25 protein-coding genes are annotated in these 20,312 nt (G+C 70.6%); 14 read left to right on the top strand and 11 right to left on the bottom strand.

The window, feature by feature from the left end; translation table 11 throughout:
• Position 1: 1 nt before the first annotated feature.
• Both LT971_RS01125 and LT971_RS01120 read left to right on the top strand, forming a co-directional pair.
• The gene (locus LT971_RS01125) at positions 2-919 is read left to right on the top strand and encodes an NAD(P)/FAD-dependent oxidoreductase (protein WP_237005011.1); all 918 of its coding nucleotides are present in this window, start codon (positions 2-4) and stop codon (positions 917-919) included.
• Positions 920-1,036: 117 nt separating this feature from the next.
• A complete protein-coding gene (locus LT971_RS01120) occupies positions 1,037-3,118 on the top strand; it encodes a S9 family peptidase (protein ID WP_237005010.1) in 2,082 nt (693 codons plus the stop codon).
• 88 nt (positions 3,119-3,206) lie between these two features.
• Here the strand turns inward: LT971_RS01120 and LT971_RS01115 are convergent, their stop codons facing one another.
• Entirely contained in the window at positions 3,207-3,452 is a 246-nt protein-coding gene (locus tag LT971_RS01115; RefSeq protein ID WP_237005009.1) for a DUF7569 family protein, read from the bottom strand.
• A gap of 105 nt (positions 3,453-3,557) precedes the next feature.
• On the opposite strand from LT971_RS01115, the gene LT971_RS01110 reads away from it, so the two are divergent.
• The gene (locus LT971_RS01110; protein WP_237005008.1) at positions 3,558-4,247 is read left to right on the top strand and encodes a haloacid dehalogenase type II; all 690 of its coding nucleotides are present in this window, start codon (positions 3,558-3,560) and stop codon (positions 4,245-4,247) included.
• Positions 4,248-4,256: 9 nt separating this feature from the next.
• Here LT971_RS01110 and LT971_RS01105 read toward each other — a convergent pair whose 3' ends face one another.
• A complete protein-coding gene (locus tag LT971_RS01105) occupies positions 4,257-4,682 on the bottom strand; it encodes a hypothetical protein (protein WP_237005007.1) in 426 nt (141 codons plus the stop codon).
• Between the two features lie 82 nt (positions 4,683-4,764).
• Positions 4,765-5,448 carry a uracil phosphoribosyltransferase gene (gene upp / locus LT971_RS01100; RefSeq protein ID WP_237005006.1) on the bottom strand — a complete coding sequence of 228 codons (684 nt, stop codon included), beginning with the start codon at positions 5,446-5,448 and terminating at the stop codon, positions 4,765-4,767.
• A gap of 228 nt (positions 5,449-5,676) precedes the next feature.
• On the opposite strand from upp, the gene LT971_RS01095 reads away from it, so the two are divergent.
• Both LT971_RS01095 and LT971_RS01090 read left to right on the top strand, forming a co-directional pair.
• Positions 5,677-6,363: a DUF5828 family protein gene (locus tag LT971_RS01095; protein WP_237005005.1), complete on the top strand. Its 687-nt coding sequence runs from the start codon at positions 5,677-5,679 to the stop codon at positions 6,361-6,363.
• 116 nt (positions 6,364-6,479) lie between these two features.
• The gene (locus LT971_RS01090) at positions 6,480-7,664 is read left to right on the top strand and encodes an inorganic phosphate transporter (RefSeq protein WP_237005004.1); all 1,185 of its coding nucleotides are present in this window, start codon (positions 6,480-6,482) and stop codon (positions 7,662-7,664) included.
• Here LT971_RS01090 and LT971_RS01085 read toward each other — a convergent pair.
• Together LT971_RS01085 and LT971_RS01080 are read right to left on the bottom strand one after the other, a co-directional pair.
• Complete coding sequence (locus tag LT971_RS01085; protein ID WP_237005003.1) at positions 7,661-8,251, bottom strand: sensor domain-containing protein; 591 nt, start codon at positions 8,249-8,251, stop codon at positions 7,661-7,663. The genes LT971_RS01090 and LT971_RS01085 overlap by 4 nt on opposite strands.
• 102 nt (positions 8,252-8,353) lie before the next feature.
• Positions 8,354-9,730, bottom strand: a complete 1,377-nt coding sequence (locus LT971_RS01080; protein WP_237005002.1) for a hemolysin family protein — start codon at positions 9,728-9,730, stop codon at positions 8,354-8,356.
• 110 nt (positions 9,731-9,840) lie between these two features.
• On the opposite strand from LT971_RS01080, the gene LT971_RS01075 reads away from it, so the two are divergent.
• Genes LT971_RS01075 through LT971_RS01060 form a run of 4 tightly spaced genes read left to right on the top strand, consistent with a single transcriptional unit; the run spans position 9,841 to position 11,506 of the window.
• On the top strand, positions 9,841-10,131 hold the full coding sequence (locus LT971_RS01075) for a glutaredoxin family protein (protein ID WP_237005001.1): 291 nt from the start codon (positions 9,841-9,843) through the stop codon (positions 10,129-10,131).
• Complete coding sequence (locus LT971_RS01070; RefSeq protein WP_237005000.1) at positions 10,131-10,646, top strand: redoxin domain-containing protein; 516 nt, start codon at positions 10,131-10,133, stop codon at positions 10,644-10,646. The genes LT971_RS01075 and LT971_RS01070 overlap by 1 nt, the downstream gene beginning before the upstream one ends.
• Positions 10,647-10,690: 44 nt before the next feature.
• Entirely contained in the window at positions 10,691-10,861 is a 171-nt protein-coding gene (locus LT971_RS01065) for a hypothetical protein (RefSeq protein ID WP_237004999.1), read from the top strand.
• A 48-nt stretch (positions 10,862-10,909) separates the two neighbouring features.
• Positions 10,910-11,506, top strand: a complete 597-nt coding sequence (locus LT971_RS01060; RefSeq protein ID WP_237004998.1) for an L-threonylcarbamoyladenylate synthase — start codon at positions 10,910-10,912, stop codon at positions 11,504-11,506.
• Positions 11,507-11,532: 26 nt separating this feature from the next.
• On the opposite strand, the gene LT971_RS01055 is transcribed toward LT971_RS01060, so the two are convergent.
• From LT971_RS01055 to LT971_RS01040, 4 genes are all read right to left on the bottom strand, one after another.
• Positions 11,533-12,165 (bottom strand): CRISPR-associated protein Cas4, encoded by a 633-nt coding sequence (locus tag LT971_RS01055; RefSeq protein WP_237006238.1) that lies wholly within the window; start codon positions 12,163-12,165, stop codon positions 11,533-11,535.
• Positions 12,166-12,311: 146 nt separating this feature from the next.
• Positions 12,312-12,947: a DUF2238 domain-containing protein gene (locus LT971_RS01050; protein WP_237004997.1), complete on the bottom strand. Its 636-nt coding sequence runs from the start codon at positions 12,945-12,947 to the stop codon at positions 12,312-12,314.
• Positions 12,944-13,612 carry a hypothetical protein gene (locus tag LT971_RS01045; protein WP_237004996.1) on the bottom strand — a complete coding sequence of 223 codons (669 nt, stop codon included), beginning with the start codon at positions 13,610-13,612 and terminating at the stop codon, positions 12,944-12,946. The genes LT971_RS01050 and LT971_RS01045 overlap by 4 nt, the downstream gene beginning before the upstream one ends.
• A 131-nt stretch (positions 13,613-13,743) precedes the next feature.
• Entirely contained in the window at positions 13,744-14,349 is a 606-nt protein-coding gene (locus LT971_RS01040) for a conditioned medium-induced protein 4 (protein WP_237004995.1), read from the bottom strand.
• 104 nt (positions 14,350-14,453) lie between these two features.
• On the opposite strand from LT971_RS01040, the gene LT971_RS01035 reads away from it, so the two are divergent.
• The 5 genes from LT971_RS01035 to LT971_RS01015 all read left to right on the top strand — a co-directional run bounded on the left by LT971_RS01035 (position 14,454) and on the right by LT971_RS01015 (position 19,103).
• Positions 14,454-15,035, top strand: coding sequence for a biotin transporter BioY (locus LT971_RS01035; RefSeq protein ID WP_237004994.1), 582 nt, complete (start codon positions 14,454-14,456; stop codon positions 15,033-15,035).
• Positions 15,035-15,733, top strand: coding sequence for an energy-coupling factor ABC transporter ATP-binding protein (locus tag LT971_RS01030; RefSeq protein ID WP_237004993.1), 699 nt, complete (start codon positions 15,035-15,037; stop codon positions 15,731-15,733). Before LT971_RS01035 ends, LT971_RS01030 begins: the two co-directional genes overlap by 1 nt.
• The gene (locus LT971_RS01025; RefSeq protein ID WP_237004992.1) at positions 15,730-16,440 is read left to right on the top strand and encodes an energy-coupling factor transporter transmembrane component T family protein; all 711 of its coding nucleotides are present in this window, start codon (positions 15,730-15,732) and stop codon (positions 16,438-16,440) included. The genes LT971_RS01030 and LT971_RS01025 overlap by 4 nt, the downstream gene beginning before the upstream one ends.
• Positions 16,441-16,518: 78 nt before the next feature.
• Complete coding sequence (locus tag LT971_RS01020; protein WP_237004991.1) at positions 16,519-18,654, top strand: (Fe-S)-binding protein; 2,136 nt, start codon at positions 16,519-16,521, stop codon at positions 18,652-18,654.
• A 56-nt stretch (positions 18,655-18,710) separates the two neighbouring features.
• A complete protein-coding gene (locus tag LT971_RS01015) occupies positions 18,711-19,103 on the top strand; it encodes a DUF7522 family protein (RefSeq protein WP_237004990.1) in 393 nt (130 codons plus the stop codon).
• 2 nt (positions 19,104-19,105) lie between these two features.
• On the opposite strand, the gene LT971_RS01010 is transcribed toward LT971_RS01015, so the two are convergent.
• Together LT971_RS01010 and LT971_RS01005 are read right to left on the bottom strand one after the other, a co-directional pair.
• A complete protein-coding gene (locus LT971_RS01010; protein ID WP_237004989.1) occupies positions 19,106-19,642 on the bottom strand; it encodes a GNAT family N-acetyltransferase in 537 nt (178 codons plus the stop codon).
• A gap of 63 nt (positions 19,643-19,705) precedes the next feature.
• The gene (locus tag LT971_RS01005; RefSeq protein WP_237004988.1) at positions 19,706-20,299 is read right to left on the bottom strand and encodes a GNAT family N-acetyltransferase; all 594 of its coding nucleotides are present in this window, start codon (positions 20,297-20,299) and stop codon (positions 19,706-19,708) included.
• Positions 20,300-20,312: the final 13 nt, after the last annotated feature.

The following is a 20,312-nucleotide window of genomic DNA, read 5'->3' as shown; positions in this document are numbered from 1 at the left end:
CGTGTCCGAGACGGCGGACGACGACGACGACGACGGCAGCGGCCACGACGAGCGCCGGGACGTCGTCGTCGTCGGCGGCGGCCCGGCGGGCTGCTCGGCGGGCGTGTTCACCGCCCGGTACGGCCTCGACACGCTCGTCTTCGACCGCGGGAACGCCGCACTCCAGCGGTGCGCGTTCGTCGAGAACTACCCCGGCTTCCCGGGCGGCGTCGACGTCCCGACGCTGCTGGACCTGTTCCGCGACCACGCCGCGGCGGCGGGCTGCGACCGAATCGAGGACACCGTCGAGTCCGTCGAACGGCCGGCCGACGACGAATCCGGATTCGTCGTCGAGACGCAGGACGGCCGCCGGGTGCGCGCGAGCTACGTGCTCGCCGCCGCCTGGTACGACGGCTCCTACCTCCGGCCGGTCGTCGGCGACGACGCCTTCGAGGTCCACGACCACCACGGCGAGACCCACGAGCGCTTCGACCACGAGTACGCCGACGTGGACGGCCGCACCCCGGCCGACGGGCTGTACGTCGCGTCGCCCGGCGGCGAGCGCAGCGCGCAGGTCGTCATCGCGGCGGGCAACGGCGCGCACGTCGCTCGCAGCCTGCTCGAAGACCACAAACGCGAACGGGGGTTCCCGGAGGGCGTCGCCCCGCACTACGACTGGAAGCGCCCCGAGTCCGAGTTCAGCGGCGAGTGGGGCGACCGCGACCGCTGGCGGGAGTGGTTCGAGGCGGAGGCCGGCGACGACCACGGGCTCGACGACGACCGGTTCGCCGAACTCCGGGAGGCGTACATCGACCGCGCGTTCGACACGAAGCTCACCGACGAGGAGATAGCGCGACAGACGGAGGCGGGCTACCACAGGCTGCTCGACCACGTCGACGACGAGTACATCGAGTCCTACCTCGACGACCGCCGCGAGTAGCGGCCGACTGCCCGGACTGGCGGCCAGTCCGGTCCCGGGAGCACTCCGACACCGGCGACGGCGGGCGTGTGCGTGGGGTACCCGAATCGTTTTGCGAGCGCCGGGCCACCCACCGGTATGCAGCCAGTCGAGGCAAGCGACTACCACGAGTTCGCGAAACTCGGCCATCCGGTGGTGGCGCCGGGCGGCGACCGGGTGGCGTACGTCCGGACGACGCCGGAGACCGACGAGGACCACGAGGCGACGGTGCACGTGGCCTCCATCGGCGGCGAGGAGAGCCGGCGGTTCACCGTCGCGGAGGGCGTGGACTCGGAGCCGGCGTGGAGCCCGTCCGGTGACCGCCTGGCGTTCGTCTCCACGAGGGGCGCGGACGACGACCGCCCGCAGCTGTGGGTGCTGCCGACCGACGGCGGGGAGGCCGAGCAGGTGACCGACGTGGTCGGCGGCGTCTCCGCCATCGCGTGGGGGCCCAACGGCGACCGAATCGCCTTCCTGCAGTCGGTCCGGGACGAGGAGCGCGAGGCGGACATGGACCTCGCGCGCGACGAGGACTACGAGCGCGAGGACCCCGACCCCCGGGTAATCGACCGGCACGTCTACCGCGCCCACGAGCAGTACCGGGACGGCGCGCGCAGCCACGTCTACGTGCTCGACGTCTCGTCCGGGGACGTCCAGCGCGTCACCGAGGGCGTCGCGGAGTGCCTCGGCCCGGCGTGGGGCGACGACGACCTCTACTACCCCATCCGGCGCGGGCTGGACGGCGACGACCGACTGGAGTGGGAGCTCGAGGCCCACGACCCCGAGTCGGGAGACACCGAGGTCGTGACGACCGTCGAGGGCTGGGGGCCGACGCTGGCCGTCCACGGGTCGACGGTGGCGTACACGACGACGCCCGCCGACGACCCGACGCTCGCCCAGACCGAGATCGAGGTGTTCGACCGCGAGACCGGCGACGTCGACCACCTCACTGCCGGGCTCGACCGCACGCTGGAACTGTGGAACGACAGCCACGCCCCGGAGTGGGGGCCAGACGGTGACCACCTCTACGTCTGCACGCCCGACGAGGGCAGCTACGTCGTGCGCCGGCTGGACGCCGAGACCGGCGACGACCAGGTCGTGCTCGGCGGCGACCGCCACGTCCACGGCTTCTCCGTGTCCGCGGACACGGTCGGCGCCGTCCACTCCGAGTGGGACCACCCCGGCGAGGTCGTGGCGGCGACCCCGGCCGGCGGTGAGGAGCGCGTTCTGACGCGCGCGAACCGCGACTACCTCGACGACCGCGCCATCGCCCAGCCCGAGGAGGTCTGGTTCGACGCACCCGGCGGGGCGGTCCAGGGCTGGGTGCTCACGCCCCCGGACTTCGACCCCGACGAGGAGTACCCCCTCGCCGTGGAGGTCCACGGCGGCCCCCACCGGATGTGGTCGACCACGGGCTCGATGTGGCACGAGTTCCAGACGCTGGCCGCCCGCGGCTACGTCGTCTTCTGGTGCAACCCCCGCGGGTCGTCGGGGTACGGCGAGGCGTGGATGCGCAGCATCGAACGCGACTGGGGCGACGTCACCCTCGAGGACGTGATGGCCGGCACCCGGGCGGTCGCCGACCGCGACTACGTCGACGAGGACAGCGCGTTCGTCACCGGGGGGAGTTTCGGCGGGTTCATGACCGCGTGGACGGTCGGCCACACGGACTTCTTCGACGGCGCCGTCGCCCAGCGCGGCGTCTACGACCTCACGGGGTTCTACGGCTCCACGGACGCCTACAAGCTCGTGGAGGGCGACTTCGACGCCGTCCCCTGGGCGGACGCCGAGTTCCTGTGGGAGCAGTCGCCGGTCGCGCACACCGACAAGGTCGACACGCCGACGCTCGTCGTCCACTCGGACAACGACTACCGGACGCCCGCGAACACGGCCGAACTGTTCTACCTCTCGCTGCGGAAGCAGGGTGTCGACACGCGGATGGTACGCTACCCCCGCGAGGGCCACGAACTCTCGCGGTCGGGCGAACCCGGCCACGTCGTCGACCGCATCGAGCGCATCACGCGCTGGTTCGACGGCTACAGCGACCACCACGACGCCGACCGCGCGCTCGACCGCGAGCGCGACGACGGCCTCACCGCCGGCGAGAACAGCGACGAGGGCGAGGGTGAGAACGAGAACGGCGACGAATCGCGCGACGCCGGTCTCCGGTCGTCTCTATAGCCGTCCGGGGGACGGTTTCCGACCCCCTTCTGGGGCCCAGTAATCGCCTGACTGGGGCGCGTCGTGGAGGTGAAAGAGAGGGGTCTGGTCAGTCGACGATGATGTCGGTGTCGTCGTCGACCGGCGTCGGCCCGGGGTCGGGCTCCTCGTCGGCGTCGTCGGGCTTCATCTCCGTCTCGTAGCGGTCGATCCAGTCCGCGAAACACTCGGGGCAGAGCCGCTGGCTGTCGATCTGGGAGCGGTCGACCGTCACCCGGACGGTCCGCGACAGCGGGTCGGCGACCGCCTCCCCGCAGTGGTGACACGGCTCCGCGTCGGCGTCGTCCTCGCTCATACCCGGCGACTCGCGGGCGAGCGTCTTGAACGTGGGGGTCACTGGCGGGCACACACGGGTTCACCGGGCCCGGAGCCTATGCCCCCGGCAGCCGGACGGTGACGTATGGCACTCGACCCCGGGCGCGTGAGCACCGTGACGTTCGACTCGTACAGCACACTCGTGGACGTCGACGCCGCCGAGCGCGCGCTCGCCGACCGCGTCCCCGACCCGGAGCCGGTCTCCCGGCTGTGGCGCTCGCGGTCGCTTTCGTACACGTTCGTCGCCAACCACGTGGACGCCTACCGGCCGTTCTACGAGCTGAACCGGGCGGCGCTCCAGTACGCGCTGGACGCCCACGGCCTCGACGACGTCTCGGCCGAGGAGCGCGACGAGATTCTCGCCGTCTACCACGAGCTCGACGTCTTCGACGACGTCCGGGACGCGGTCCAGCGGCTGCGGGCGGCTGGCTACGACTGCTACGTCGTCTCGAACGGCGACCCGGAGATGCTCGAGTCGATGGTCGCCCACGCCGACATCGGCGACCTCGTCGAGGACACCGTCAGCGCCGACGAGGTGGAGACGTTCAAGCCGGCCGCCGAGCTGTACCGGCACGCCGCGGCCCGGACCGGCACGCCAATCGACGAGATAGCGCACGCGACCGCCGCCTGGTTCGACGTGCTCGGCGCCCAGCACGCCGGCATGCAGGGCGTCCGCGTCGACCGGAAGGGCGACCCGTGGGAGCCGTTCGCCGGCGTCGACCCCGACCTGACCGTCGAGACGCTGAACGGCCTTGCGGACGAACTCGACGCCTGACAGGCGAGGTTACGCCTCGCTCGCGGGCGCTCGGACGGCTGGGTGGCCGGCGAACGCGACCAGCGCCGCCGCCGTTCCGAGGTTGAGCGCGACCGTCGGGCGGTAGAAGCCAATTGCCACCTCGACGGCCACCCAGACGGCGAGCGCGACCCCGGTAGCGGCGGCCACGAGCCAGCCCCGAGGGTGGCGGCGGTAGACGAGAGCGACAGTAGCGAGGGGCGCGACGCCGAACGCCACGAACAGCACGACGCCGGGACCGAGGAAGGTATCGAACGGCGTGGCAGCAAGCGGGGCCGTCGAGGCGCCGACGAGGCCTCCCGAGGGGTCGGCGACGAGCGCGGCGCCGCCGGCGAGTCCACGGACTGACAGCGACGACAGTACGACACACAGCCCCCACAGCGCCAGCGGCCGACCACGCACGATGCGTCCGAGCACGGCAGAACCTACGACTACGGGGGTGAAAACAGCGGCGCGGATTCCGTGCCGGCGGGAACCGCCGGCTGGCGCGCGAGCGGCGCTACGTCGTGCGGAACGCGCGGTCGCCGGCGTCGCCGAGGCCGGGAACGATGAAGCCCTCGTCGTTGAGGTGGTCGTCGATAGCGACCGTCAGCAGGTCGGCCTCCGGGAACTGGTCACCGACCCGCAGCAGCCCGTCGGGCGCGCTGACGGCCGACAGCACGAACAGGTCCTCGACGCCCGAGTCGGGCATCTCGTCGGTGACGTGGCCGAGGACGGTGCACATCGTCGACCCCGTCGCCAGCATCGGGTCGGCGACGATGACAGTGTCGTCCGCCGAGATCTCGGGCAGCTTCACGTAGTCGATGGTGATGGGGAACTCGCCCGCCTCGTCCATTCCGGCCTCCTCGTCGCGGCCGGCGCTGATGACGCCCTGCTTCGCGCGCGGGAACGCCTTCAGCAGCCCCTCCACGAACGGCGTCGCCGCGCGCAGGACGTTGATGATGACGACGTCGTCGAGGCCCTTCACGCTCTCGCCGGTGGTCTCGGTGAGCGGCGTCTCGATGGCCGTGAACTCGGTCTCCATCGCGCCGTCGATGATCTCGTACCCCGAGATGCGGCCGAGTTTCACCAGCCCCTTCCGGAAGCCCACCTGCTCGGTCTCGACGTCCCGGAGCCGGGACAGCGTGTGTTTCGCCAGCGAGTGCGTGATGACGTTCGCGTCGCCGCGGTCCTCGATGGTCATGTCTGGTATGCCGCCGCGCGTCGGCTTGAAACCTGCTATGCCGACCGGCCCGCGGCAGCCGCCGTGTTCCAGTGGCTACGGCGGGGCAGTAGTGGCAACAGCAACGGTCGTGGCAGTTGCTACGGGCACGCAACCCCCGAGTCCCGGACGCTCGGAGCGTCTAGCACGGTGGACGCCAGCACGCACCCGACAAGAGGTTTATGCGATGGCGGCCTAGACAGTCCAATCATGGAGGAGAGCGTCGCCGGGTTCAAACAGCGCGGCACGTGGGGCGACGTGGTCGAGCACGGGGAACGAATCACCATCGCGCTCCGGGAGGCTGACGCCGACGACGAGTATCCCGACGCGTTCGAAGCGTGGGACAACTGGCGGCCGAAGTCCCACGAGCGAATCGAGGAGGAGGTCAGCGAGAAGACCGCCGACCAGGCCAGCGTCGCCGAGGGCGAGGGCGAGAAGGCGGGGAAGTCCGCCGACGAGGACCTCCAGACGGCGGGCGAGCAGCTCTCGGAGTCCTACGAGAAACTCGAGGAGGGCGAGAACGGTGACGCCGTCGAGAAGTGGCAGGACTCCCTGGGGCACGTCAAGCGCGCGGCCGACACCGCCGGCCGGAAGGCCCTGCGGAAGGTCGAGGACGCCGTCTACCGGAACGTGATGACGCAGGTCGCGCCGTACTACTTCGACAACGACCTCGTGTCCGCGAACGTCCAGCGCGTCCGCAGCCAGGAGGAGTTCGCCTTCGAAGTGAACGTCAACGACGACGACCTCAAGGACGCCGTCCGCGAGCACCTCGAGTCCTTCGACGAGGACATCGACCGGTGGCACGTCGACACCGAGCGCGAGACGGAGGCCGCAGAGGCCGCCGAAGGCGTCGAACCCCCGGAACAACGCGAGGACGCGAAGTCCACGACGAACTGACCGCCGGCCACCCCACCGCTTGCAGTCGCGCGCAGTCGCCAGCCGATGGTACCGGCGGGCTGGCGGTGTGTCGGTAGGCTCTTTGCTCGTCCCCACGGAATCACGGACAATACACGATGGTTGGTGCTGGACTGGCGACGCTCGGCGTCGCCGCGCTGGCGAGCCTGTTCATGGCGTGGGCCATCGGCGCCGGGTCCTCGGGGTCGACGCCGTTCGCGCCCGCCGTCGGCGCCAACGCGATTACCGTCATGCGGGCGGGGTTCGTCGTCGGCATCCTCGGGCTCGCCGGCGCCGTCTTCCAGGGCGCGAACGTCTCGGAGGCGGTCGGCAGCGAGCTCGTCGTCGGCGTCACCCTCTCCCCGCTGGCCGCGACGACGGCACTGTCGACGGCCGCGATTCTCGTCGCCATCGGCGTGTTCGCCGGCTACCCGATAGCCACCGCGTTCACCGTCACGGGCGCCGTCGTCGGCACCGGGCTGGCGATGGGCGGCGGCGCCGCGTGGCCGAAGTACCGACAGATCGCGGCGCTGTGGGTTCTCGTCCCGTTCGTCGGCGGCGGCACCGCGTACGTCACCGCGCGCGGCCTCCGGGACATCGGCCGGGACCGCGTGCTCGTCCCGCTGCTGGCGGGCGTCGTCGGCGTCATCGTCGCGAACATCCAGTTCGCGTTCCTCGGCGGCCCCGGGGAGGGCCAGTCGCTCGCGCAGACCGCCGCCGCGGGCGCGCTCGGGAGCACGAGCCTGGCCGCGCAGGCCGGCGTCACGCTGGCGTTCGCGGCGCTGGTCGCGGCCGCCCTCTACCGGGACGTCGCCGGCGACCCCGAGCGCGGCCAGCGCCACTTCCTGCTGGCGCTGGGCGGCCTCGTCGCGTTCTCCGCGGGCGGCAGCCAGGTGGGGCTGGCCGTCGGGCCGCTGCTGCCGCTGGTCGGCGACGAGGTGCCGCTCGTGTACGTGCTGCTCGGCGGCGGTATCGGGCTGCTCGTCGGCTCGTGGACCGGCGCTCCGCGGATGATCAAGGCGCTCGCGCAGGACTACTCCTCGCTGGGGCCGCGGCGCTCCATCGCCGCGCTCATCCCGAGTTTCGCCATCGCGCAGTCAGCGGTCTTCTTCGGCATCCCGGTGTCGTTCAACGAGATTATCGTCTCCGCTATCGTCGGCTCCGGGTACGCCGCGGCCGGCGGCAGCGGCGGCGGCGTCAGCGGCCGGAAGATGCTGTTCACGGTGCTTGCGTGGGTGGCGTCGCTGGTGCTCGCGCTGGCCGTGAGCTACGGCGTCTTCGCGGGCGTCGACGCCCTCATCTAGGTGGGGCCAGCCAGCAGGCGCGCGCTCGCCGCGGCCGCGGCCCGGCCGGCTGCGGCGACGGCGACAGCGCCGGCGACTGCGACGACGACGCCGAGTGCGGCGGCGCCGAGCGCGGCCTGCAGCGTGTCGACCGTCCAGACGCCGGCCGCCCCGACGTAGAACTCGGGGTGGTCGTACAGGAACGGCGTCGCGAGCAGCGCGACCGAGACCGTCAGCCACGTCACGACGGCGGTGAATCCGGCGACGCCGACGGCGAACCGCACGAGCAGGTAGCCCGTCGCGCGGTAGCTGTCCAGACAGAACAGTTCGGCGCGAGCCGTAGCAAGCAGGCCGCCGTCGACTGACGGCGACGCCAGCTCGGGGGTCGGTGTGTCGTACACCCGGGCCGTGAGCGCGGCGTCGGCGACCGCCACCCGGCGTGCGACAGCGGCGCCGCCGGCGAGCACGAACGCGCCGACGACGAACACGAGCAGCGAGACACCGGCGGACACGGCGGCCGCGAGCAGTGTGAAGTACGCGACGCCGAGCGGGAACGACCCGAGGAGGTACAGCGGGGACCGGATGACGTCGAGCGGACGGAGGGACATGCAGGCGAGCCGACAGCGACGAGCCACCTAAATCCCGGGGCGCTGTCGCCGGACGAGAAGCGTGGCGCGGTCGGCGCCGGTGGTGGCGCCGCTCGCTTCGGGTTACGCGTCTTCGGCGTCGCCCTCGGCCGTCAGCGCCTCCGCCTCGGGGTCGACGGCGTCGTCGGCGGGCACCCGCTTCACGCGCGCCTTCATGATGCGTGTGTTCTCGACGTGTTCGACCGTGAGCTCGACGTTCTCGAAGCGGAACGTCTCGCCCTCTTCGACCAGCCGGCCGGCGCGGTTGAAGATGAATCCCGCGATGGTCTCGAACTCCTCGCCCTCCGGCAGGTCGATTTCGAGAGCCTCGTTGACCTCCTCGATGTTCACCTCACCGCGCACCCGGACCGTGTCGTCGTCGACGAAGTCCAGCGGGAGTTCCTCCTCGCCCTCCAGAATCTCGCCGACGATCTCCTCGGTGATGTCCTCGGTGGTGAGCAGGCCCTCCGTCGTCCCGAACTCGTCGATGACGACGACCAGCTGCACGCGCTCGTCCTGCATCTCCTGGAGGAGGTCGTCGACGTTCTTCGACTCGGGGACGTGCAGGGTCGGCTCGATGAGGTCGTCCAGCTCGACGTCCTCGGTCTCCCCGTAGAGGTACTCGCGGACGAGATCTTCGAGGCTGACGACGCCGATGACGTTGTCGAGCTCGCCGTCGTAGACGGGCACGCGCTCGTGGCCAGCCTGCGTGCACGTCTGGATGGCCTCCTCGATGGTCGCCTCCTTCGAGACGGCGACCATGTCCAGCCGCGGCGTCATCACCTCCTTGGCGATGGTGTTGTTGAACCGGAAGATGCGCTGGAACATCTCCCGCTCGTCCTCCTCGATGACGCCCTCGCGCTCCCCGGTCTTGATCATGTCCTGAATCTCGGAGCGCGTGACGTAGCTCGTCTCGATGGCCGCCCGGCCGCCAGTGACCTGATTGACGACTCGCGTGAGGTAATCGAACGTGACGACCAGCGGGTACAGCAGGCGCTCGCTCCACTTCAGCGGCCCCGCGATGGACAGCGCCCACGACTCGGTGTTCTCGACGGCGTAGGACTTCGGCGCGCTCTCACCGAACAGGAGAACGAGCGCGGTGATGCCGAACGTCGCCGCGACCACCGCCTGGCCCTGAGACATGTAGTAACCGAGCAACCCGGTCGCGATGGAGGACATCGCGATGTTCACGAGGTTGTTGCCGACGAGAATCGTCACCAGCAGCCGGTGTGGATCCTCCTTGAGGTCCGCGACCGTCTTCGCGCCTGGCATGTCGTCCTCGACGAGCGCGTCGATGCGGTGGCGCGCGAGCGAGAACATCGCGATCTCCGAGGAGGAGAAGAACGCCGACAGCACCATCAGCACCGCCAGCGTCGCCACACCGGCGGCGACGATGACGTTCTGTCCGAGGTCAACGCCGAGCACCGACACTGAGAGCGGCGACAGCAGTGGAGAGCCCATTAGTCAAGTAGAGGGTCTTACCTCCCGGCCGTTTAATGCTTTGCTCACCGAAGCCGCGGTGACCGCCGCGGGCGAAGCGTTTACCCGGGTTTCCGGCGAACACCCCGCACATGAGTGCAGCAGAAGCGCCGCCGCGGCCGCCGCACAGTGACGCCCACATCACGCTCTACCGGCTGCAGGCGTGTCCGTTCTGCGAGCGCGTCGTCCGCCGCCTCGACGAACTCGGGCTGGAGTACCAGTCGCGGTTCGTGGAGCCGATGCACGGCGACCGGGACGCAGTCAAGCGCATCGTCGGCGCGCGCACCGTGCCCGCCATCGTCGACGACGAGACGGGCGTGGCGATGGCCGAGAGCGCGAACATCGTCGACTACCTCGACGCCACCTACGGGGGTGGGGAGTGATGGAACTGGACTTCGACGTCGTCGACCTCCCCGAGGCGGACCACGTCCCCGAGGGCGAGCAGGCGCCGGACTTCACGCGCCCGCTGGTGAACGACGAGTACTGGGAGGACGTCTCGCTCTCGGACCTGCTCGCCGAGGGGCCGGTCCTGCTGGTGTTCACGCCGATGGACGGCGCGTTCCCGACGACGTACGTCTACAACGAGCTCCGCGACCGGGGCGTCGACGAGCACGCGCAGGTCGTCGGCGTCTCCGTCTCGTCGCCGTACGAGCACAAGACCACCATCGAGGAGCGCGGCATCGAGCAGTTCGAGGGCATCTTCAGCGACCCGCAGGCGGGCGTCGCCGAGGCCTACGGCGTCGTCAACGACCTCGACGGCATGGCTGGCGTCGTCGAACACCGCCCGTCGACGTTCGTCGTCGCCGAGGACGGCACCGTGGAGTACGCCTGGACGGCCGAGCAGTGGCCGGACTTCCCGGACTACGACGAGCTGGAAGCCGCGCTCGAAGCCCTGTAATCGGCGCCGAAACAGTTATTTCCGCTCGCAGTGGACCGGGAAGCGTGACTGCCTCGGACGCCGTCCACCCGCTGTTCTTCCTCGTCGTCGCCCTGGTCAGCGCCGTCATCGGCCTGTTCGTCGCAGGCGTCCTCGGCGCCGTCGTGCTCACGGTTCTCGGTCTCGCGGTGTACGCGACGACCGTCAGCGACCTCGACGCGGGCGGCGAGGACTGACCGTCGACCTGTAACGCTTTTTCCCGGCCAGTGCCTCCCACTGGTACGATGGTCACCGAGGACGCACTCGACGAGGCCGCCGCGGCGCTCCGCGACGGCAGGCTGGTCGTCTACCCGACGGAGACGGTGTACGGCCTCGCCGCGGACGCCCTCGACCCGGCCGCCGTCGAGGCAGCGTTCGAGGCGAAACGGCGCCCCAGGGAGAAGCCGCTGTCGTTCGCGTTCCCCGACCCCGAGGCCGCACTGGAGCACGTCGACGTCGACGAGACCGAGCGCGTGTTCCTGGCCGAGTTCCTCCCCGGACCGGTCACGGTGGTCTGCGAGAAGCGTGACTCGGTCCCGGACGTGCTGACTGGCGGCCGGGACCGCGTCGGCGTGCGCGTGCCCGACAGCGACGTGGCGCTGGCGCTGCTCGACCGGGTCGCGCCGATGACGGCGACGAGCGCGAACGTCTCCGGCGAACCGAGCGTCACCCACCCCGACGACCTCGACCCCGAGTTCGTCGACCGGGTCGACGCCGTCTTGGACGCCGGCGAGACTCCGGGTGGGACCGGGAGCACGGTGGTCGACGTGGAGCGCGGCGAGATTCTGCGGGAGGGCGCAGTCGGCGACGCCGTCCGGGAGTGGCTCGCCGAGCACGCGTAGACCCCGTTCGCGGTCCCGGTTCTTCTTCAACCGTCGCCGAACGACAAAAGCGAGCCGAGCGTGCGCGTCTTCGTCCCGCACTCCTCGCGGTACTCGCACGCCCCGCATTTCGCGTCGTCGTGGATGCGTGGCGGCGGCCCGTCGATGCCGCGAGCGGTCCGGAGCGCCCGGCGGTACGCTGCCTTCTTCCGGGTCGTGAGGTCGACGCGGCGGACGACGCCGTGGCGGGCGTACTCCACGAACGCGTGGTCGACGCGCGTCTGCTCGCGCCACGACAGCGCCTTCGCGGCGGCGGTCGCGCGCACTGCCTGTGGCTCCCAGACCCCCGCTTCGGGTGGGCTGCCGGGGGTCACCAGGGAGGGCGCGAGGGGGTCGTGGTGGACTTTCGCTGCGCGGCCGTGTGCGTCCTTCCCACGCAGGAATACGGCGGTCTCGGCCGGCGAGGAGACGTCGTGTCGGTCGCGGCTGACGGCGAGGTTCGACCGGAACTCGGGGGGTTCGACGGCGAGGTCGTAGGTGGCGAGTGCGGCGTCGGAAGCGACCGCGAGCGCGTCGTACTGGCCCGCGAGCGCCCGGGCCGTCTCGTGGACCGGCGGCGGACTGCGGTCCGTGTCGTCGCGGCGCGCGTAGTAGAGCTGCCGGGGGCAGTACGCCGCCAGCGCGAGGTCGCTGAACGGGACGGAGTCCGGGGCGGGCGCTAGCTGGCGGTCGTCGGTGTCGGCGTCGCGGGCGGACTCGGGCGCGGATTCGGGTGCGGCCACGGCACGGCGTGGTCCCGGCCTCGTACTTGAACGTTCGCGGGCCCCTACTGGCGACTGCGGGTGAGCCACCAGTTCTCGACGGTCTCGGCGACGCCGACGAGGTGGGCCTGCCCGAACACGGCGACGACGAGCGCGCCCAGCGAGTTGTACATGAAGTCCTTGACCGTGTCGTCGAGGCCGTGCTGGGCCAGCGGCATCTCGAGGCCGGTCGCCGTCGAGAGCACGTCGAGGCCGAACTCGAAGAGCTCCCAAACGACGCCGAACGAGAGCACGACGACGAAGATGTAGACGAACGCGACCTCGCTGGGGAGCGTGATGTCGTCGTGGTGGAGGTCGATGGCGCGCGCGACCGTGTACCCGGCGCCCGCGATCAGCGACGCCGACAGCGAGTGCGTGACGTGGTCCCACCACGAGATGTGGGCGTACAGCCCCGAGGAGCCCAGCGAGTGGAGGAACGCGGCCGCCGAGATCCAGAGCACGAGCCAGGGGTCCATCGGGAGGTCGTAGTTGCGTTCGAGGAGGGCGGGGAGGAACGTGACGAACAGCGTGATGGAGCCGTTCACGACCGCTTTCGAGTTCCCCTGCAGGAAGCCGTACGCGACCATGCCGACGAGCACGGTCTGCATGGCGCGCGTGAGACGCCGCTGGTTCCCGACCGACGGCCGCGGGAGCAGCGTCATCGGCGCATCACCCGGTCGAAGGCGCGGCGGAGCCAGCGGTCGCGCCGCCGGAAGTACGCGTCGAACATGATGCCGGCGGCGAAGCCGGCGAGGGTCATCCAGAGGAACTCGGTCATCAGCGCCTCGTTCGTGGTGAGGAAGTCGGTGCCGAGATACTGGTCGGCGTTCCACCGGAAGACCGCCCACGCGGCGCCGGACGCGAGCGTCGTCATCACGACGAGCACGACCGCGAACCAGTGGGTGACCTCCATCGACGTGAACAGGTGGAGTTCGACGACGACGACGAGCGCGACGGCGGCCAGCGAGAAGTAGACGGCGAACGTCCCGACGGTGCCGCCGAACAGACCGCGGACGAGTATCGGGAGCAGCGCGACGACCAGCAGCTCCCACGGCAGCATCACGCGCCACGACCGGAGTGCGGCGGGCGGGACGAGGACGATGGCGCCGACGGCGGCGACGAACAGCATCCACTGCTGGTCGAAGTCGAGGACGCTGTCGACGAACACGCCTGCGAGCACGGCGACCAGCAGCCACGCGATGACGGCGTTCACGAGGCTGTCCCGGAACAGACGGTCGAAGACGTCTTCGGCGGATCGGACGTCGAGCAGGTCTTCGACCGACTCGACGCCGTCGGGGCCGCCGTCTGTGCCGTCACCATCGCTCATTGGTTGCCTACGTGGCGCGAGGCTGACTTAAACCCGGTGGCGTCGGCAGCCGGCGGCGGACGGGCGCAGGCAGACGGGTTCGGGCGGGCGGAGTACGAGCGGAGGTGTGTCGGCGGCTGCGTTCCCGGGCGTCAGAGGTCGACGTCCGTCTCCTGGCCCTCGGTGGCGTCGTCGAGGCCGTCCTCGTGGACGGTGGCGGTGAGGCGTTCGGTGAGTTCGCGGTCGCGGAGCGCGTTCTCGAACTCGGCGCGGTAGCGGTCGTTGACGCGCTGGATCTCGTTTCTGACGCGGAGGACGCCGAGCGCGGTTTCGGCGTCCTCGGGGTCGGCGTCGATGGCGTCGACGACGGTGGCGAGGTCGGGGTCGGTGGGGTCGTCGGCGGCGGCACGGACGTCGTCGAGGGCGACCGGCGCGTCGTCGTCGCGGACGAGGTGGAGGTCGAGTCGCGCGGCGCGGATTGTCTCCGGATCGGCGGCGTCGTCGTCGAGTTCGCCGGCGATGTCGGCGTCGCTGTCGCCAGCGTAGAACTGGCGGACGACGGTGGTGAGGGCGTCCGTGTCGAGGTCGGTGCGGAAGTCGAGGCGGTCGCGCATGGTGGCGACGGTGTCGTTGAGGCGGTCCTCGACGTCGGTCTCGGAGGCGAGGGAGCCGTGGCTGTCGGCCTGGGACTCCGTGACGGTGTCGTCGTCGGCGACGCTCTGGAAGATGTCACGGAGTTCCTCGGTCTTCTCGTCCATTGCGGTAGTGCGAACGTCTGTGCTCCCGAGTGCAAATGTCTGACGCCTGGTCCACCAGTCCGTAAACCGCGGAATTGAAAGTGGTTGACGGGCGAGGAGGAGCCATGAGTGTCGAGACAGACGGCGTGGAACTGGTCGGCGACGAGACCGTCGAGAACATCGCCCGTGCCGCCGTGTTCGCGGCGCTCACGGGCGCGATGGCGTACGTGTCGTTCCCGAACCCCGTCTCGCCCGTCCCGGTGACGATGCAGGTGCTGGGCGTGTTCCTCGCGGGCCTCTACCTCGGTCCGGTCTGGGGCGGCGCCTCCATGTCGCTGTACGTCGCCGCGGGCGCCGTCGGCGCACCGATCTACGCCGGCGGCGGCGCCGGCCTCGGGAGCCTGCTCGGACCGTTCGGCGGCTACCTCTGGGCGTACCCGGTGGCGGCCGCGCTCACCGGCCTCGTCGCGCACGGCACGAGCGGTCTCGTCGACCCCCGGCAGGTCGGCGTCCCGCGGCTGGTCGCAGCGATGGTCGCGGGCACCGTCCTCATCTACGCCGGCGGCACCGTCGGGTACGCCGTCGTCGAGAACGTCGGACTCGTGAAGGCGTTCGGCCTCGCAGCCGCGGCGTTCATCCCCGCCGAGGCGTTCAAGATTGCGGCCGCAATCGGCATAACGCGCAGCGACCAGCTGAACGCCGCCTGATGCTGTCGGTCCGCCGTCTCACCCACCGCTACGGGGATACCGTCGCCGTCGACGGCGTCAGCCTCGACGTCGCGGACGGCGAGTGCGTGCTGGTCGCCGGTGCGAACGGCTCCGGGAAGACGACGCTCGTCCGCCACCTCAACGGCCTGCTGGAGCCCGACGAGGGCGAGGTGCTCGTGAACGGCACGCCCGTCGACGAAGACGTCGTCGCCGCGCGGGCGAGCGTCGGCATGGTCTTCCAGGACCCCCGTGACGGCTTCGTCGGCGCGACCGTCGGTTCGGACGTGGCGTTCGGCCCCGAGAACCTCGGTCTCCCCCGCGAGGCCGTCGACGAACGCGTGACCGAAGCGCTGGAGGCGGTGGAGCTGGCGGGCCGACGCGACGAGCGCATCGGCGACCTCTCCGGCGGCGAGCAGGAACGGGTCGCCATCGCGGCGGCGCTCGCGATGCGCCCCGACCACCTCGTGCTGGACGAACCGTTCACGGGCCTCGACTGGCCGGCCCGCCAGTCCGTCCTCGACCGCCTGCGGGCGCTCCACGAGGCCGGCACGAGTCTCGTCGTGGTCACGCACGACCTCCGGGACGTCTGGGGGCTCGCCGACCGCGTCGTCGCGATGCGGGACGGCGAGGTGGCGCTGCGCGGCACCCCCGGCGAGGTCCGTGGCGACCTCACCGGCGTCGGGGTGCGGCCGCCGTGACGCTCGCGTACCGGCCGGGCGACGGCGTCCTCCACCGCCTCGACCCACGGTCGAAGCTGGCGTTGCAGGCGGGCTTCGCCGCCGCCGCGTTCGTCCACACGACGGCGCCCGGGCTGGCGGTGCTCACGCCGCTCGCCGTGTTCGCACCCCGGCTGGCCGGTGCGTCCGTGCGGGACGCCCTCGGCGAGTTCCGGGTGATTGCGCCGTTCCTGCTCGCCAGCCCGCTGGTCGCGGGGCTCAGGCTCGGCGAGCCGTGGTTCGAGGTCGCGCCCGCCGTCCACACCGCGCTGGCGTCCTACCGCGTCCTCCTGCTGTTGCTCGTGGCCGCCGCCTACGTCTACAGCACGCCGGTCCGCGACTCGCGGGCGGCCGTCCGCTGGCTCCTCCCCGGGAAGCTCGGGGCGGCCACGGGCGTCGGCGTCGCGCTCGTCTTCCGGTTCCTGCCGGTGCTCCAGGGCGACCTCGCGGCCCGCCGGGACGCCGTGAACGCACGGCTCGGCGGCGAACGCTCGCTACGGGAGCGCATCCGCCTCGTGGGGGTGGGTGGGCTCGGCCGCGCCCTCTCGCGGGCCGACCGGCTCGCGGTCGCGCTGCGCGCCCGGTGTTTCGCCTGGAACCCCACCAGCCCGCCGCTGTCGTACGGCCGCCGCGACTGGCTGGCGACCGGCGTCGCCGCCGCACTCGGCGCCGCCGCCGCGCTCGCGTGACAGACAGCCGAAACAAACGCCGAGCCCGTGGTCTCCCGGTTGACAACCTTTATGCGAATCCTGCCCACGCGTACTGGTATGTATTCGACCGTGCTGGCGCAGACGGGGGGCGAGGTCACCCGCCCCACGTTCTGGCGCATCAGCCACGTCGGCGAGGCCATGTTCTACGGGCTCGCCGCGATGGCCATCGCCATCCTCCTGTACGGCATCTACCAGCGGTTCGCCACGTACGCGACGGGGAGCGAGGACCCGACCGAGCGGCTGTCGAACCTCCCCGGTCGCGTGGTGGCGGCCGCGAAACTCGTCGCGTCCAACGAGAAGCAGTTCGACCGCGACCTGGTCGCGGGCCTGATGCACACGTTCATCCTCTGGGGCTTCCTGACGCTGCTCATTGGGACCACCATCCTCGCCATCGACATGGACATCTGGACGAAGGCGCTCGGCCAGCCCTCCTTCTTCGTCGGTGACTTCTACCTCTCGTACTCGCTGGTGATGGACGCGATGGGGCTGCTGTTCGTCGTCGGCGTCGGCGTCGCCATCTACCGGCGGTACTGGGTGCGCAACGAGCGCCTCTGGGGGAAGCACACGAGCCTCGAGGACGACGCGTTCGTGTGGACGCTGTTCCTGCTGGGCGTCGGCGGCTACCTCACCGAGGGCGTCCGCATCCTCGGCACCGGCCGGCCGGAGTTCGAGACGGTGTCGTTCGTCGGCTGGTTCGTCGCCGACGTACTGGCGGTCGCCGGCGTCGACGCGTCGATGGCGGCGTCGGCCTACCCCGTCGTCTGGTGGAGCCACTCGATTCTGGCGCTGGCGTTCGTCGCCGCGATTCCGTACGCGAAGCCGTTCCACATGATCTCCAGTTACGCGAACCTCGTGGCGCGCGACGAGGACGCCGGCCGCCGGCTGCCGCGCGTCCCCGAGGACGCCAGCCCCGAGGAGATCGGGCCCTCCGAGATCGAGGACTTCTCGTGGAAACAGCTGCTCGACCACGACGCCTGCACGAAGTGCGGCCGGTGTTCGTCGGCGTGTCCGGCGAAGGCCGCCGGCCGCCCGCTGGACCCCCGGGACGTGATTCTCGACCTGAAGTCCTACCGGGAGGGCCTGGAGTCCGGCGAGCGCGAGGAGGTCGACATCGTCGCCGACGGCGGCACCTCCGTTATCGACGCGGAGACGATGGAGTCCTGCATGTCCTGTATGGCGTGTATGGACGCCTGCCCGGTGGACATCGAGCACGTCACGCAGTTCACGGAGATGAACCGCCGGCTCACGGAGTCCGGCCAGATGAACAAGAACGTCGAGGAGGCCGTCATGAACGTCTTCCAGAAGGGCAACACGTTCGGCGAACCCGACCGGAAGCGCCCGGACTGGACCGAGGAACTCGACTTCGAGGTGCCCGACGCCCGCGAGCAGGACGTCGAGTACCTCTGGTACGTCGGCGACTACCCGAGCTACGACGAGCGCAACCAGCACGTCGCGCGCTCCCTGGCGAAGGTCTTCGAGGCGGCCGGCGTCGACTACGGCATCCTCTACGAGGACGAGCAAAACGACGGCAACGACATCCGCCGCGTGGGCGAGGAGGGGCTCTTCGAGATGGTCGCCGAGGAGAACATCGAGGCGTTCCGCGAGTGCGACTACGAGAAGGTCGTCTGCACGGACCCGCACTCGTACAACACGTTCAGCAACGAGTACGACCAGTTCGGCTTCGAGGACGCCGATTCGGTCTACCACTACACGCAGGTCGTCGAAGACCTCGTGAACCGGGGCGCGCTCGGGCTCTCGGGCACGGAACTCGACGACACCGTCACGTACCACGACCCCTGCCACCTCGGCCGGTACAACGGCGAGTTCGAGGCGCCCCGGGAGGTCGTGCGCGCAACGGGCGTGACCCTCGACGAGATGCCGCGGAACCGCAGCGATTCGTTCTGCTGCGGTGGCGGCGGCGGCGGCCTCTGGATGGACTTCGACGAGGAGCCCAAGCCCAGCGAGGAGCGCATCCGGGAGGCGCTGGAGGACACCGACGCCGGGCCGGACGTCGACCGGTTCGTCGTCGCGTGCCCGATGTGCATGACGATGTACGAGGACGGTCGGAAGACCGGCGGCTACGAGGACGACATCGAGATCACGGACGTCACGGAGCTGCTCGTGGAGGCCATCGAGGCGAAAGACGGCGGCGCTGCGAGCGACGCCAGCGCCACGTCGGCGGCCGCCGACTGACCGGCCGACCTGTCCGCCGACCGAACAGTTTTCCGTCAGCCCTCCAACAGGACCGTATGGCCGACGGTTCGCTCAGACCCCGGGAAGTGCAGGCGTACGTCCACGACCGCGCTCAGGACGGCCTGCGGGGGGTCGCTGTCTACGACGGCGACGACCTCGACGTCAGGTACGCTCGCAGCGACCTCGAGGACGACGTCGCAAAACGCTTCGGCGCCGTCCACGAGTCGATTCGCGCGACGACCACGGCGCCCGAGGACGACCGCTGGGGGACGCTGGGGCCCGAACGCGCGAGCATCCAGATACGGGACGAGGCCGCCGTGATGCACCTCCGGCCGACCGGCGACGCCGCCGGCCAGCGCGGGATGCTCGTCGAACTGGATGCCCGCGTGGCGCAGTCGCTGACGGAGTTCGTCGCGTCAGTCCGCCGGGTCGCCTTCGGCGAGGCGTAGGCTCACTCCGCGAGCCACTCGTCGGCAAGCAGGCCGAACGCGTGGGCGTCGACGAGGTCGCCGTCGACGAAGTGGTCGTCGCGCAGCGTGCCCTCCCGCTGGAATCCGAGTTTCTCCAGAACGGCGATGGAGGCCGCGTTCGTCTCGAGGGCCCGCGCCGTCACCTTGTGGTAGCCACACTCCCGGAACGCGTAGTCCAGGAACAGTTCGGTGGCCTCCGTGACGTAGCCGTTGCCCTGGTGTTCGGGCAGCACCCAGTACATCATGTCGCCGGACTTCGGCGGCTCGCTCGTCCACGTGAACGCCACGACACCGACCCGGGTCGGCGCCTCGTCGCCGTCTGGCTTCTCGCAGACGAGGAAGTGCTGGTCGGCGTCGTCGACCAGCTCCGCGACGTCGTCGATGGTGTGGACGTCGGTGTCGGTCAGCGGCACGCGCACCTCGGGGTGGTTGCGGCCGCGCTGGAGGAACTCGTGGTCCTCGTCCTCGATGGGGTGCAGGGACACCCGCTCGCCGGTGGTGAACGCTGGACCGGGCATACCCCAGACTTGCACGGACGGCCAGTTATAGCCTCGCTGAACCGAATTCCTGTTCGCGCGCCGTCAGTTCAGCCACTCGCGGGCGAGCAAGCCGTACGTGAACATGTCCTCGCGCTCGCCGTCGACGACCGCGTTCTCGCGGCGTCGGCCCTCCTGCTGGAACCCGAGTTTCTCCAGCGCGCCGGCCGACGCCTCGTTCGACGCGAGCACCCGGGCGGTCACCTTGTGGAACCCGCACTCCCGGAACGCGTAGTCCAGGAACAGTTCGGTGGCCTCCGTGACGTAGCCGTTGCCCCGGTGCTCGGGCGCCACCCAGTACATCAGGGCGCCGCGCTCGCCCTCCTGGTGGACGTACGCGAATGCCACCTCGCCGACCGGCGTCGGGTCGTCGCCGTCCTCGTCGTCCACGCTGCTCGCGGGTCCTGCGTCCCCGCTCGCGTTTTCGGTGGACTCACTTCGTTCGTCCACGCAGATGAGGAACCGGTAGTCGTCCTCTTCGACCGACTCGGCGACGTCACCGAGCGTCCGGATGCGGGTGTCGGTCAGCGGCACCCGCACGTCGGGATGGTTGCGGTAGCGCTGGATGAACTCGTGGTCCTCGTCCTCGATCGGGTGGAGGGAGACGGCGTCGCCCTCCGCGAACGCTGGGCCGGGCATACCCGGACAAGGC

This window comes from Halobacterium rubrum, from assembly GCF_021729015.1.
Classification (GTDB): Archaea; Halobacteriota; Halobacteria; order Halobacteriales; family Halobacteriaceae; genus Halobacterium; species Halobacterium rubrum.
This window is presented reverse-complemented; position numbering and strand designations above follow the sequence as displayed.

Bases quoted from the DNA above. Each gene is read 5' to 3' on its own strand.
- LT971_RS01095 (WP_237005005.1), top strand. From the start codon at position 5,677: ATGGAGGAGAGCGTCGCCGGGTTCAAACAGCGCGGCACGTGGGGCGAC.
- LT971_RS01010 (WP_237004989.1), bottom strand. From the start codon at position 19,642: ATGCCCGGTCCAGCGTTCACCACCGGCGAGCGGGTGTCCCTGCACCCC.
- LT971_RS01050 (WP_237004997.1), bottom strand. From the start codon at position 12,947: ATGACGCTGCTCCCGCGGCCGTCGGTCGGGAACCAGCGGCGTCTCACG.
- LT971_RS01060 (WP_237004998.1), top strand. From the start codon at position 10,910: ATGGTCACCGAGGACGCACTCGACGAGGCCGCCGCGGCGCTCCGCGAC.
- upp (WP_237005006.1), bottom strand. From the start codon at position 5,448: ATGACCATCGAGGACCGCGGCGACGCGAACGTCATCACGCACTCGCTG.
- LT971_RS01070 (WP_237005000.1), top strand. From the start codon at position 10,131: ATGGAACTGGACTTCGACGTCGTCGACCTCCCCGAGGCGGACCACGTC.
- LT971_RS01080 (WP_237005002.1), bottom strand. From the start codon at position 9,730: ATGGGCTCTCCACTGCTGTCGCCGCTCTCAGTGTCGGTGCTCGGCGTT.
- LT971_RS01120 (WP_237005010.1), top strand. From the start codon at position 1,037: ATGCAGCCAGTCGAGGCAAGCGACTACCACGAGTTCGCGAAACTCGGC.
- LT971_RS01030 (WP_237004993.1), top strand. From the start codon at position 15,035: ATGCTGTCGGTCCGCCGTCTCACCCACCGCTACGGGGATACCGTCGCC.
- LT971_RS01015 (WP_237004990.1), top strand. From the start codon at position 18,711: ATGGCCGACGGTTCGCTCAGACCCCGGGAAGTGCAGGCGTACGTCCAC.
- LT971_RS01020 (WP_237004991.1), top strand. From the start codon at position 16,519: ATGTATTCGACCGTGCTGGCGCAGACGGGGGGCGAGGTCACCCGCCCC.
- LT971_RS01110 (WP_237005008.1), top strand. From the start codon at position 3,558: ATGGCACTCGACCCCGGGCGCGTGAGCACCGTGACGTTCGACTCGTAC.
- LT971_RS01075 (WP_237005001.1), top strand. From the start codon at position 9,841: ATGAGTGCAGCAGAAGCGCCGCCGCGGCCGCCGCACAGTGACGCCCAC.
- LT971_RS01035 (WP_237004994.1), top strand. From the start codon at position 14,454: ATGAGTGTCGAGACAGACGGCGTGGAACTGGTCGGCGACGAGACCGTC.
- LT971_RS01090 (WP_237005004.1), top strand. From the start codon at position 6,480: ATGGTTGGTGCTGGACTGGCGACGCTCGGCGTCGCCGCGCTGGCGAGC.
- LT971_RS01040 (WP_237004995.1), bottom strand. From the start codon at position 14,349: ATGGACGAGAAGACCGAGGAACTCCGTGACATCTTCCAGAGCGTCGCC.
- LT971_RS01115 (WP_237005009.1), bottom strand. From the start codon at position 3,452: ATGAGCGAGGACGACGCCGACGCGGAGCCGTGTCACCACTGCGGGGAG.
- LT971_RS01005 (WP_237004988.1), bottom strand. From the start codon at position 20,299: ATGCCCGGCCCAGCGTTCGCGGAGGGCGACGCCGTCTCCCTCCACCCG.
- LT971_RS01085 (WP_237005003.1), bottom strand. From the start codon at position 8,251: ATGTCCCTCCGTCCGCTCGACGTCATCCGGTCCCCGCTGTACCTCCTC.
- LT971_RS01045 (WP_237004996.1), bottom strand. From the start codon at position 13,612: ATGAGCGATGGTGACGGCACAGACGGCGGCCCCGACGGCGTCGAGTCG.